Below are 13255 nucleotides of genomic sequence, written 5' to 3' on the forward strand. Positions count from 1 at the left end.
ATTAATTCCGTACGTCGCCGCACTCACCCGCAGCGGGTGGCAGCAGCGTTACAATGTCGCGCGCCATCGCCCGTACAATATTTTTTCTGGCGAACTTGGTGATAAATTCGGGACGCGGCATGTCGTGCAGGCGCAGGCTGTCAAACGCGTTCACCGCGGCATCTACGTCGCAGGGATAAAACACGGCGGCGTTCGGGATTTCGGCGGACACAAATTGCGCTGCGTAGCCATCCACGCCTGCCCAGATGGGCTTGCCGATCGCTCCATATTCGAACAATTTAGACGGCAGTACCTTTTTGAAGGCGGCATAGTCGTTCAAATGCACGAACAGCACGTCGGCGTCGCGGTAGGCGGCAATCAGTTCACTGCGCTTCATCGGCGCCATCAGCGTCACGTTGTCCACGCCGGCTTGTGCCAACGCTGCCTGCAGTGCGGCACGTCGTCCGCCGTCGCCAATCACATTGAAATGCAGGCGCCCGCGCATGCGTGCCGCCAGCGGCGGCAGTATCGTGTGCAAACCCTGGCCTTCGCCGATATTGCCGGCGTACAGTACTGACAGGGTTTTGCCCCTCTTTTCTTGTGCAGGCGCGGCCAGCGGCAGGGCCTCGGGCAGGAACTCATCGTCGATGCCATTGGTGAAGAAGGAGTAGGGCTGGCGCGGGTAGCGCGTCGAAAAATATTCGCCGAAGCCGGCCGAGACCAGGTTGATCTTGCTGGCGCGGCGCATGGTCCAGCCTTCCAGTACGGAGAACAGGGGCTTGGCCACGCGCGCAAAGCGCTTCGGCAGCACATCCTTGATGGTATCGACAAAAATGTCGCGGATGTCGAGGTACAGACATGCACCCGTGCGACGGCTGATCCATGCGCCCAGCGCGGCCGTCATCAGGCGCGACGAGGTGGCCAGGACCAGATCGTACTTGTTTTGGCGGGCTAGCTTGACGGCGTTGCGGGCGTAGGTGAGAAAAGCCTTTGACTGATCCAGCATCCCGCTCTGGTGTGCGGGCAAGTTGATACGGTGCAACGTCAGACCAGGGAGCTCTTCCAGCGCCGGCGCGGCCGCGTTAAAGCCGCTATAGCGGTTCGGCATGGTCGTGACTACGTCGATATGCGTGCCAGCTGGCAAGATTTCGCGTAGCGCCTCGACCAGCGCCGATGCTCTGAATGGTCCGGGACCGAGATCGGGCGGATAATAGAAACTTAAAACTAAAATTCTCATGGATAGTTCCAGCTGAAGCGGGTAGTCAGATCCGCACCTTCAAAGCGGATCCGAAGGCAATGCGTTTCCTGACTGACACCAAAGCGTGGATGCCAATGGCCAGGCTGAACGCTGATGGTGCCTTGATCGATGGTGACATGCACGGTGCTGTCATCGGGCAGCAGCAGCGTGCATTGTTGCCGGTCAGCGCCGGGCGCCACACGGATTGCCGGATGCAGGTGGAAAAACGCTTCGGCCAGGCGGAACGGGCCGCTCACGCGATCGTGGACGGCGAGCTCGCCTGCGGCCAGGCGCCAGTGACGACGGTGGATATTCTTTCCTGGCAGGCGCAGGTAGCCATCGTGCGTGCAACTGATACCCAGGACAGGACCCGGTGCATCAATACGGATATCGTGTGGATAGGCGCGGCGCGCCACGCGAAAGCCGCTCCAGACCTCGGACGAATCGGCGCCGTCTATTTGCACGGTATTATGCGCAGCGGTACCTCGTTGACGCAAGCGTTCGGCGCCCAGCCCATACTGCGAAGTGCCACTGTTGACCAGCAGGCGCTGGCCGGACAGCGACCATTCGAATGACAATGTGTCCGCATGCGCATGACCGGGAAGGTAGTCCGGGCCAACGGCGGCGGCGTCGAGCAGCAGTACAGACGCTCCTTGTTGCAGGCGCAGGTAGCCGCTGGCCGCGAGGTGTGTGACGCCGTCGGTGGGTGCCGGCGGCGCAGGGCAGCAGAGGCTGTCTGCGTAGCGCGCCAGTTCGGCCGTTTCCACGGCGATGCCAAAAGCGGCGTCGTTGAAGAAGCCGATTCCACCATCAGGATGGCTGAGCATGGCTAGCCAGGATTGCATTGCTGGAATGCGGCTGCGCCAGTCGCTGGCTTGGCCATCGAGCGCGTCAAACGCTTGCGCCAGATTCAGCAGATCCAGCATATCTTCCAGGGCCAGCGCGTGGTACATCGTGCTCAGTTCAAAATGCGCGCCATCGGCCAGGATCTGTTCGGGCACTTCGCGCGCCAGGATGCGCAGCGCCGTGACGCGCCAGGCATCGGCCTCCGGTCCCATAAAGAACTGACCGGCGAACAGCAGCGCTTTGGCATTGGCAAACAGGTGATTGCCCAGCAAATGGATCTCCAGGCGTTCGGCCAGCCAGCGCACTTGTATCGCCAGGCTGTTGAGCTGCCGTGTATCGAGCGTATTGCCCGCCAGCGCCCATTTGATCCAGTTGACGATGCGTAAGGACATAGGATAGGGCTCCCAGCCATTGCCATGGCCAGGGGGATTCGCCTCGATCCAGCGCGTCAGCAAGCGCTGGTGCTGGGCTGTCAACGCCATATTATTGCTGGCGTTGAGGGTATCAAAATAGTGCAGGTTGTACAGCCACAACTTGTCCAGATTGCCGTCATTCCAGCCATTGATGGCGGACAGGTCGTGCTTCTGTCCGAGAAAGCAGAACGTGCCGTCGCCGGTCAGGCTGGGATCGCGCCGCGCCGCCAGTTGCCAGGTACCGGCGACTGGGCGTAGCGGCGGCGCGGCGCGCAGGTCAGGGCGTGGCCGGCGCATGCGAAACAGCAGCCGGCCATAAAATTGCACCGGTTTCAGGTGGCGCAGCGTATGCCAGTAGAGTAACAGGCCGGGTTTCAACGGAATCCCTCCTGGGATCGGATACGTAAGCTCATGTGGTGCAATCTCATTGCTGGCGCAATAATTCGGCAACCTCGATGGTGACGCGTGCCACTTCGAAAATGTCACCCGGAGCGATCGCCGGCACGCCGCTTTGTACCGCAGCCAGGAAAGCCGCCGCGCATTGCTGCTGCCCCTTGTCCTGCTTCCACAGGTTCATGCGCGAAAAGCCCGGCCAGCCAAAGCCTTTGAGTTTGCGGAAATTGTCAAGCTGCAGGACGCGGCCCGACGTAAACACTTCCACCCGTTCCTTCGGGTAGTTGGCGGCGCCGTTTGCCAGATACATGATGGTGCCGAAGGAACCATCGGCGAAGCCCAACGTGATCGATGCCTTGTCTTCAGTAATTGCCACGCCTGGAGCGTCGCCCATGCGGCGCGCCTGCACCGAGATGATTTCGCTGCCTGCCAAGAAGCGCATCAGATCGATGAAATGACAGGCTTCCCCGATGATGCGGCCCCCGCCCACGGCATTGTCCTGGGTCCAGTGATTGGCCGGGATTGCCCCCGCGTTCATCGTCATGATGAACGATTTCGGCTCGGCGACCGAGGCCAGCAGGGATTTCATCTTTTGCACTTGCGGCGAGAAGCGGCGGTTGAAGCCGATCATTAGCTGTGGCCCACTACCGCCGCCGTGGGCTGTATCGTAGGCGGCGCGGACCTGCTGCAGCTCACCGTGTTCGATGGCCAGCGGTTTCTCAACGAAGACGTGCTTGCCGGCCGCCAGCGATTGCGACACCAGTTGCGCGTGCGTATCATGGCGGGTGACGATCGCTACAGTATTGATCGCGGCGATAGCGAGCATGGCGCTGACATCGGTTGATGCCTCGGCAAAGCCACTTTTCTGACCGTGAATTACGCTGTTGATGCCGCCAGAGGTAACGATGCTGTGAAATTGTGCGCCTGCGGCCTTGAAAGCGGGAATCAACACGCGCGAAGCGTAGTTGCCTGCACCAATGAAACCCAGTACCGGGCGTTCCGCCTGGAAGGTGGCGTTAGGCGCCAGGGTCACCTGACGCTTAACGCGCTCCGCCGTTGGCGATGGGTATTGAAGCAGAATGCCCAGGCCTGCCTTGTCGTCCGTCAACGCCTGATAAGCGCTAGGTGCATCTTCGAAGGCGAAGCGATGGGTGATCAGGGGCGCGACATCGAGTTGGCCGCTGGCCAGCATGTCAAGCACCGCCTCGAAATTGCGCTGTTCGGTCCAGCGCACGAAGCCGAGCGGATAATCCTGGCCTCGCTCTTCGTAGTTGGGGTCATAGCGGCCTGGACCATAGGAACATGATACCTGGAAGCTCAATTCCTTTTCATAAAAGTCGGCGCGGCTCATTTCCAGACCGATCACGCCAACGAGCACGATGCGGCCGCGCTTGCGGCACATGCGCGCCGCCTGCGACAACGGGTCATTGGACTTGGTCGATGCGGTAATGATGACGCCATCGACGCCCTGGCCACGGCTGAATGCCATGCCGGCCGCTACCGGGTCTTCGCCACGGCCCGGATTGCAGGTGGCAGCGCCGAATTGGCGTGCCAGGGCCAGCTTCGACTCGTCGAAGTCGATTGCCAGCACGCGGCAGCCGTGTGCGCGCAGCAGTTGCACGGTCAGCAGGCCGATCAGGCCAACGCCGGTGACGACAAAGCTTTCGCCCAGCGTGGGTTGTGCAAGGCGCATGCCTTGCAAGCCGATGCTGGCGACTACCACGAAGGCCGCGGCTTCATCGCTTACAGTGTCGGGGATGCGTGCGCACAGGTTCATGGGAACCTTGACGATGTCGGCATGTGGTCCGTTCGACACGACGCGGTCTCCCGGTTTGAAGCCGCTCACGCGCGAGCCGGTTTCTGCCACCACGCCCACGTTGCAATAGCCAAGTGGTAATGGCTGGGCCAGTTTCGAGCGCACCGCATCGATGGTTGTCATCAGGCCATCCGTGGCGACTTTTTCCAGCACCATTTTGACTTTGTCTGGTTGCTGGCGTGCCTTGTCCAGCATCGATGCCTTGCCGAAACCGACCAACATGCGTTCGGTACCTGCGGAAATCAGCGACACCGTGGTGAAAATGTTCAGGCTGCCGCTGGAAGGGGCGGGGGCGGGCGCCTCGACGAGCGAGGTGGTGCCGTTTGCCATGTCTTGAAGGATCTGTTTCACAAAATTACCAATGCATAAAATAGTGGGTAGGGCTGGAACGGTGTAGCGGCGCTGCACGCGGTCACAGCAAGCCGCGTTCCTGGCGTGATGGATAGCTGATGAGAACAGCCTTGTACGGTCCCTTGAAGACGAACAAGCTGCCGGCGGCCACGCCGATGATGCCGAAGCGGGCGATCATTTCCTTGATGTGGTCCAGCGAACCGGCGCCGCCAAGCACTGTCATCGGTACTTTGACGCATTTGTGCACGGCGCTGATCAGATCGAGGTCATAGCCTTCCATCATGCCATCGCGATCGATGGCATTGAGGCAGATTTCGCCTACGCCGTGTTCCTGCAGTTGTTTGCAAAATTCGACAGGCGACAGGCCTGTGCCGGTTTTGCCGTTGTTGATATAGATTTCATAACCACGGCCGAACGACCGCTTCTTGACGTCCAGGATGACCACCACGCTTTGCGAACCGACTTCGGCCGCCAATGCGCTGACCAGTCCGATATCGGACACTGCCGCCGAACTGATGGCGATCTTTTCCACGCCCAGTGCAAAGATACGGTTCGCCTGTTGTACCGTTTTGATGCCGCCGCCATAACACAAGGGCATGCGGCACTCGCGTGCAAGGTTCTCGATCAGCCGGTAATTCGGTTCGCGTCCTTCGGCACTGGCGTCGATGTCGAGCACAACGATCTCATCGACTTCCTTCTCGTTAAAGATCTTGACCGCATTGATAGGATCGCCGACGTATTTGTGGTCCTTGAATTTGACGGACTTGACCAAGCCGCCATCCTTTAACAGCAGGCAGGGAATGATTCTGGCTCTGAGCATGGCTTATAACTCCGCAAAATTTTTGAGTAGCCGCACGCCGTTACGGTGGCTTTTCTCAGGGTGAAACTGGACGCCGTAGATGTTTTCGTGATTCACGCCGCAGACGAAGCGGGTGCCATACTCGACATCGGCGAAGGCGTCACCGGCCTGTTTGCAATCGAAGTAATAGGAATGCAGGAAATAGAATTCCGATTCCATGTCGAGTCCGGTGAGCAAACCATTGCCATTGAGTGAGCGCACACTGTTCCAGCCCATGTGCGGCAACAGCAGTTCGTGGCCTGGACGGGTCGCATCGATCTTGCGGACCACGCCATCTATCCAGCCCAGCCCGGCTTCGCGGCCTTCGTCACTCGAGTGGGCCAGCATCTGCATGCCGACACAGATGCCCAGTACCGGCCGCTTCTCTTCGAGCACAAGGCGGTTCAATTCCTCGCGCATGCCGGACGCCTGCAGCAATTGCATGGCATGATCGAAGGAACCCACGCCGGGCAGGATAATCTTGCTGGCGTCGCGCAACTGACTGGCGGTGTCGGCCAGTATGAATGGCACGCCCAAGCTTTTGTAGATGTTGGCAAAGGCGCTAATGTTGCCAAGGCCGTAATTAACGATCGCTATCATCGTTTGATGGCCCTTTCCACGCCCAGTTTTTTCAGGATCGCCGCTCCCAGGTTGAACAGGACGCGCTGGTTCTTGTAGTCGCGATAAGATTTTTTTGGCAAATTCATGCAATCTCGCAACTCGTCACTCGAGATGTCCAGCTTGGTGGCGATATAGTCAAACTCTTCGTCAATGGTGGCCGGATTGTGGGCTGGCTTGCGCAGTTCCTCCAACGCCTCCTCGCGCGTCATCTGTTTGGTCAGAATCAGACTAGAGAATTGGACGCGGCGCGTATCCATGCCGAAGCGCGTCGGCAGCCAGTAGCCTTCGTAGAAACGGGTAAAACGGGACTCGAAGTGTTTTTGCGGGTAGGCCCGCCAGCCATAGGTCGAGGCGAGCGTGTCGATCGCGATCTTTTTGCTGTATGGCATGTAGTCAAGTGGTTTGACCACCCGCACGCCCTTGATATAGCGCAGGTAAAACTTATGGAACAGGATGCCGCTGAAGGGGAAGGTCTTCAGCTTGCGCTTGCCGAATCGGCCATGGATGTCGCGAATCTGACGCAGGTCGGTGCCGTAATAGAGCCAGTCGAGCGGATTGCGTACGCATTCGGTCGAGACATTGCCACCATTTAAGATGTACTTGATCTTGTGCTTGTTGGCGAAATGGTAAAGGGTCGCCACAAACGCGTGGTCTTGCGGGATATCAAGATGGGGCACGCCGGACTTGAAGAATGCCAGTTGCAGATCCTTCATCTCTTCCCAATTGATGACCTCGGTGTAAAGGTCCATGCCCAGGCCGTCCACCAGCATCTGGATATTGCTGACGGCAATGTCCGAATTCCAGCCGCCGTCGACGTGGAAGACCAACGGACGCAAGCCGTATTTTTTTACCGCCAGGTGCAGCAGATAGGAACTGTCGAGTCCACCGCTCATGCCTAGAATGCAATCGAAGGGCTTACCTTGGCCTTCGAGCTTGATTTTGTCGGCCACCGCTTGGAATTCGCGTTCGCCCACGGCGTCCGGATGCCAGTTGGGAAGAACATGATCGTTGAAATCGTGGCAATGGTCACATACGCCATGTTCGTCAAAGACGATCTGGGTATCGGTGGTATCCATCACGCAATTGCTGCAAACTTGGTACTCTCTCATTCGTGCTGCTCTCTAGGTATGATATGTGGCTATATTGTGGGGCTGCCCGTGCAGGACAGGGAATTAAAAAATTTTCACATGTTCCCGATAGGTTTTATGTGACTTGCGGGCCATTTCCCACACCGCCCGGCTGGGTAATTGTTCAATTGTCGCGTGCCAGTGATGGGTCACCTGGATTCCGGGCTCGTAATAAATGGACATGCCGGCATCGTTGACCTGCTTGCTCAAGAAATATTCTTCGCCCATCAGGAACGTCGGGGCCCACAATTGCTGCAGCTTCTCGAAAAACAGCGGTCCGAGGATATAGCATGAACCGTGACCCTGGATGACGACCTGGCCGGTTTCCCACTGTTCTTCATCGCGACGATCACTCACGCGCTGGGTAAAGGAGGCGGCCCATTTGATGCAGCGGCCCAGATAGTAGTTGGAATAATACAGATCGTACATGAGTTCGCGGAATTTGCTAATTCCATGGATTACGTGCGGGTTCTGATGTATGCCGTCCACGGTGATGACGTCTGGCGACACCACGGGATAGGTCTGGAATAGCGCCTTGTGGCGGACGATCGACTGCAAGAAGTCCGTCCGGAAGGTCAGATCGTTGTTACCGACCACCATGTAGTTAATATCGCTATGGTGGCTGCGTAAATGGTTGATGCCGATATTCAGGCCGGCGAAGTAGCCGGAATTGTCCGGATTGAAAATAACGGTAATGTCCGGAAACTCATCCTTCAGACGGTGCAGGGCGGTGACGTTATCCGGCGTGGAGTTATTGTCAACAATAACAATTTGATATTCATGATCGATATTTTTTACCAGCGACGCGACGGCGGCGCGTGTAAACTGCGTATTGTTGTAATTAGTGCAAACGTAGCCAATTTTCATTTCTTCTCCAATGGATAGGCGCCGACTTTTCCGCTAAAAAAATCGCGAACGCCGCGGGCCATCATGCGCAGGGAGGCGCGGGGCTGCGGGTCGTAAAAGAGCACGAGTATGCATAAAATGCCGTGTGCGATACCAAATTTCAAGGTGAAGCGAAAATCGGATCGCAGATATTGTTGTGAAAAATACATAAAATTCCTGTACATATAATAACGTCGCAATGGCGAGTGCAAGGTGTAGTAGCGCTTGAATAGTTTCGGTACCTGGTGGGCCGCGCCAAGTTCGTGGTAAAGAACAGCGTCGCCGACTTTCGTTATGGAAAAGCCAGCATGCCTGACGCGTAATGAAAATTCGATATCGATGCAATCGATGAAGTAATTTTCATTGTAAGTGCCAACGCTGCGATAGATATCCATGTTGACCAGGTTGCCGGAGGTAATCGCGTACTTCACCGTACCCGCTTGAACGGCCGCCCTGGCTTCACCATGCAACACTAGGTTGGGTGACAGGCACAGTGCGCTGGTATCGCGCGCGTGGGCCGCCAGCATGGCACCGACCATGCCTGGCGCCGCGACACTATCCTGATCCATGGTCAGCACCCAAGCGGCGCCTTGCTCTTGTGCATGGAGCAAGCCAGCGTTGAGCGCGTAACCTATGCCGCGATTGCTTCCAAGTCGCATAATTGCAACATGTTCGTATTTTTCCAGTTCGTCCAGCGTACGCATTGATTGCGCGTCGGAGCCGTTGTCGACGATGAGGATGGAATCGACCTGAGGCATCAGCGCCTGCGCGGTTGCCAGGGTCTTTTTCCCCCCATTATAACTGACGATAATTGCGATAACTGAGCTTGAGCGCATAAATATATTGTTAATACTGCCTGTGAAATTACGCTCGGGTAGCGCCTTTGTTTGAAGGGAACATCATCGGTCTAAAAATACGGCCCCAGCAGATTCGCTGAAAATAATAAAAAGAACAGATATGCGAAACAAATGCCAATAATGGTTCCTATCGCCATTCTCCGATCCTTGATCAGGTACACTAGATTCGGCAGCAGGACGATTTCCACGATAAGCAGCAGCTCACTGGTACGCGAGCTGATTGCCGGAACACTAGCAAAGGCAGCAAAAATAAACAGGGCTAGAAAGTAAATCTTCAACAGTAGCGAAATATATGGGTTTATCCGCTCTAGGGTCTTGATATGCCAATACAAGGCATAGGCAATGCAACAACGCATCACATATGGAAAATTGAGAAAATTGATTTCGGAATCAAAATACGCAAGTTCCGTATAATTCTCGATTTTCAGCCGGATCAAATCAATCGGCAGCATCTTTAAAGAGCTGAAAATGTCTATCCCTATGTAATACATAGTCAGGCCAATTGGCACCAGCCAGGCATATTTTTTCAGGCTGGTGCTGCTGCCAGTCAGGAAATATAGTGGAAAAATAATGATGGCAGAATAGTGGAATAAAAATGCCAGGCATGAGAATAACAAAAATAGCCTGAGATTGCGCTCCAGGATGGGGCGGATGCACAACAACAGGAAACCTGCCGCTACACCGACCCTGATCTGCGTCATTTCCAGCAGCATGAAAAACATCGAGTAATAAACCAGTAACGCCAAGTTGCGGTGCGGCGTGATTTGATTAATCGCGTACAGCTTGGTGCCCACTCCCAGAAACGCATACACGAAGAAAATCATCAGGCTGGAGGAGAACAGGCGGTCGGCCAGACTTGCAATGAGAATGAAAGTCGGTTCTACGTTTTTAAACGCCGAATCCAGCACGTAGCCATAATATTCCAGATAACCATGATAATCTCGGTCCACCCCTTCGCCGCGCATGGCGGCGAACAGGAACAGCAGGATACCAATGGCAAAAAACGATACGCGCGACGTTACATTGCGGCTGAATGAAAATGCTGCAATTAAGATGAATAAAAAAAAGTATACTTCCATCGCTGATAATGTCTTCGCGCAAAATTGAATGCCGGCTGGCACGTGCTGTTTATGCATCCGGTGCGCAAGCACGGGTATTTGCTTGCTCCAGCGCACTTGAGAAGGTCCGCGACGATGCTGGCACGATTCCTCCAGCAGAGCATTCCAGCGCGGCGATGACGATACGTTAAATGCGGGTATGGCGCAAGCCAGGAGGTTGAAACAAATTGTTGCCGGAGCCTGCACTCCGGCAGCAACGTTTAACCTTGCCAGATACCGCGCGTATCGATTACCAGATGTTCGCTCAGGCGGCTTGCAGGGATGGTCTTGAACGTCTTGTGGTCAACCAGCAGGATCACGATTTGTGCCCGGAGCAAGGCATCGTCCACGTCCGTCAATTGCAGTGCATCGGCCAGCTTGGCAGGCAGGGCGGTGATATTCGGTTCTACCGCCAGCACCGTCCCCGGATGGCTGGCAGCGATGCTGCGCGTGATTGACAGCGCCGGGCTTTCCCGCAGATCGTCGATATCGGGCTTGAACGCCAGGCCGAGGCAGGCGATGGTCACGTCACGTGCCGTCTTGTCCGGGTAGCGCTGCAGGAAATCGGCAACGGCGATTTTAGCCTTTTGCATGACCCATTCCGGTTTGCTGTCGTTGACTTCGCGCGCGCTACGGATCAGGCGCGCCTGTTCTGGCGATTGGCTGACGATGAACCAGGGATCGACGGCGATGCAATGCCCACCTACGCCGGGCCCTGGCTGCAGGATGCTGACGCGCGGGTGACGGTTGGCCAATCGGATCAGTTCCCACACGTTGACATTTTGCTTGTCGCAAATCATCGACAGCTCGTTGGCGAACGCGATATTCACGTCGCGGAAACTGTTCTCAGTCAGTTTGCACATTTCTGCCGTGCGTGCATCGGTAATGACGCATTCGCCTTCCACAAAAGTACGGTACAGCGTGGCGGCTGCCTGCGAACAGGCCGGTGTCATGCCGCCGATTACGCGGTCATTCTGCACCAGTTCGCGCAAGACATGACCGGGCAACACGCGTTCAGGGCAGTGCGCCACGCGGATGTCGGATGCTTCGCCATGGCTTTGCGGGAACGTCAGGTCCGGGCGCGCCTCAGCCATCCATGCGGACATCTGTTCGGTGGCGCCGACTGGCGAAGTCGACTCAAGAATGACCAGGTCGCCGCGCTTGAGCACGGGGGCGATCGCTTTGCTGGCCGATTCGATATAGGAAAGGTCAGGTTCGTGATCGCCTTTGAACGGGGTGGGTACGGCGATCAGGAAGGCATCGGCTGCTTCCGGCTGCGTGGTGGCGCGAAGGTAACCCTGGCTCACCGCAGCCTGGACAACCATATCGAGATCGGGTTCGATGATGTGAATTTCGCCGCGGTTGATGGTATCGACCGTGGCCTGGCTGATGTCGACGCCGATGACTTTTTTCTTGAACGAAGCAAATACGGCGGCGGTTGGCAGGCCGATGTAGCCGAGGCCTATGATGGAAACGGAATCAAATTTCATGGTGTCGGACGGTAGAATTGAAGAATGGAGGCGATGATGCGCGCGCAGGCGGCACCGTCGCCATAGGGATTGTGGGCAAAGCTCATGCTTTCATAAGCGGCGTCATCGGACAGCAGTAGCGCCAACTGTTCACTGATGGTTTCCACGGATGTGCCTACGAGGCGCACGGTGCCGGCTTCGACCGCTTCCGGACGTTCCGTGGTTTCACGCATGACCAGTACCGGTTTGCCGAGCGACGGGGCCTCTTCCTGAACGCCGCCGGAATCGGTCAGCACCAGGTGGGCGCGGTTCATCAGGTAGACGAACGGCAGATAATCGAGCGGCTCGATCAGGTGCACATTGCCGATGCCCGCCAACAGCCGTCGCACCGGCTCCATGACGTTCGGATTCAGATGGACGGGATAGACGATCTGCACGTCGGGGAAGCGCGCCGCCGTCGCCGCCAGCGCACTGCAGATGCGCTCGAAACCGTCGCCGAAGCTCTCGCGACGGTGCCCGGTGACCAGCAAGACTCTTTTTTGGGGGGGCAGGAAGGCAAACTGGGACTCCATCTGAGCACGCAGTTGCGTATCTTGCGAGAGCTTGCGCACGACGTCGAGCAGAGCATCGATCACGGTATTACCGGTCACGACAATGCTGTCCGCATCGACGCCCTCTCTCAGGAGGTTCGCCTGGGAGGTGTTGGTGGGCGCGAAATGCAGGGCTGCCAATGCGCCAGTCAGGCGCCGGTTGCCCTCTTCCGGCCAGGGCGCGTACAGGTCGCCGGTGCGCAAGCCAGCCTCCACGTGAGCGACGGGAATTTGCTGGTAGTAGGCGGCCAGGCTGGCGGCGAAAGTGGTGGCGGTATCGCCATGTACCAATACCAGGTCAGGCTTGAATTCGGCGAAGACGGTTTTCATGCCAGACAGGATGGCGCTGGTAACGTCACTCAAGTCCTGCCCTGGCTTCATGATCTTCAGGTCAAAATCGGGGACGATATCAAACAACTGCAAGACCTGATCGAGCATTTCACGATGCTGACCGGTAACACAGACTTTTGCTTCGAAATGCGTATCGGCGGCGAGCGCCAAAACCAGTGGCGCCATTTTGATTGCTTCCGGACGGGTACCAAAAATGGATAGAACTTTCAATCGAGGCTGCAAAAGTAGAGTGGTCATGAGTAGTAGATGGTGAAACGACCGCTGCTGGGCGGCGTGGCAGTGCGGTAGATGGCAGGACGCCGATGGCCAGATTGACTCTGGTCACATTATAACATTTTGCTATTTCACCGGACAAGGCCGAGTGCTGGGCGGCACGGTTCTGGAG

11 protein-coding genes are annotated in these 13255 nt (G+C 56.8%); all 11 read right to left on the minus strand.

The window, feature by feature from the left end:
• Position 1: 1 nt before the first annotated feature.
• The 11 genes from ACQ4WO_RS02035 to wecB all read right to left on the minus strand — a co-directional run bounded on the left by ACQ4WO_RS02035 (position 2) and on the right by wecB (position 13035).
• Positions 2–1216 carry a glycosyltransferase family 4 protein gene (locus tag ACQ4WO_RS02035; protein ID WP_436480019.1) on the minus strand — a complete coding sequence of 405 codons (1215 nt, stop codon included), beginning with the start codon at positions 1214–1216 and terminating at the stop codon, positions 2–4.
• Complete coding sequence (locus ACQ4WO_RS02040; RefSeq protein WP_436480020.1) at positions 1213–2853, minus strand: heparinase II/III family protein; 1641 nt, start codon at positions 2851–2853, stop codon at positions 1213–1215. The genes ACQ4WO_RS02035 and ACQ4WO_RS02040 overlap by 4 nt, the downstream gene beginning before the upstream one ends.
• A 46-nt stretch (positions 2854–2899) precedes the next feature.
• Complete coding sequence (locus ACQ4WO_RS02045) at positions 2900–5035, minus strand: bi-domain-containing oxidoreductase (protein WP_436480632.1); 2136 nt, start codon at positions 5033–5035, stop codon at positions 2900–2902.
• A 61-nt stretch (positions 5036–5096) separates the two neighbouring features.
• Positions 5097–5855, minus strand: a complete 759-nt coding sequence (locus ACQ4WO_RS02050) for an AglZ/HisF2 family acetamidino modification protein (RefSeq protein WP_436480021.1) — start codon at positions 5853–5855, stop codon at positions 5097–5099.
• 3 nt (positions 5856–5858) lie between these two features.
• Entirely contained in the window at positions 5859–6473 is a 615-nt protein-coding gene (gene hisH, locus ACQ4WO_RS02055; RefSeq protein ID WP_436480022.1) for an imidazole glycerol phosphate synthase subunit HisH, read from the minus strand.
• On the minus strand, positions 6470–7603 hold the full coding sequence (locus ACQ4WO_RS02060) for an N-acetyl sugar amidotransferase (RefSeq protein WP_099401472.1): 1134 nt from the start codon (positions 7601–7603) through the stop codon (positions 6470–6472). Before ACQ4WO_RS02060 ends, hisH begins: the two co-directional genes overlap by 4 nt.
• A gap of 63 nt (positions 7604–7666) precedes the next feature.
• Positions 7667–8488 carry a glycosyltransferase family 2 protein gene (locus ACQ4WO_RS02065; protein WP_436480023.1) on the minus strand — a complete coding sequence of 274 codons (822 nt, stop codon included), beginning with the start codon at positions 8486–8488 and terminating at the stop codon, positions 7667–7669.
• A complete protein-coding gene (locus tag ACQ4WO_RS02070) occupies positions 8485–9342 on the minus strand; it encodes a glycosyltransferase family 2 protein (RefSeq protein WP_436480024.1) in 858 nt (285 codons plus the stop codon). Before ACQ4WO_RS02070 ends, ACQ4WO_RS02065 begins: the two co-directional genes overlap by 4 nt.
• 71 nt (positions 9343–9413) lie before the next feature.
• A complete protein-coding gene (locus ACQ4WO_RS02075) occupies positions 9414–10667 on the minus strand; it encodes an EpsG family protein (protein ID WP_436480025.1) in 1254 nt (417 codons plus the stop codon).
• 14 nt (positions 10668–10681) lie between these two features.
• Entirely contained in the window at positions 10682–11950 is a 1269-nt protein-coding gene (wecC, locus tag ACQ4WO_RS02080; protein ID WP_436480026.1) for a UDP-N-acetyl-D-mannosamine dehydrogenase, read from the minus strand.
• On the minus strand, positions 11947–13035 hold the full coding sequence (wecB, locus tag ACQ4WO_RS02085) for a non-hydrolyzing UDP-N-acetylglucosamine 2-epimerase (RefSeq protein WP_436480027.1): 1089 nt from the start codon (positions 13033–13035) through the stop codon (positions 11947–11949). Before wecB ends, wecC begins: the two co-directional genes overlap by 4 nt.
• Positions 13036–13255: the final 220 nt, after the last annotated feature.

The sequence above is a fragment of the Janthinobacterium aestuarii genome (genome assembly GCF_051380835.1).
GTDB classification, from domain to species: domain Bacteria; phylum Pseudomonadota; class Gammaproteobacteria; order Burkholderiales; family Burkholderiaceae_D; genus Janthinobacterium; species Janthinobacterium aestuarii.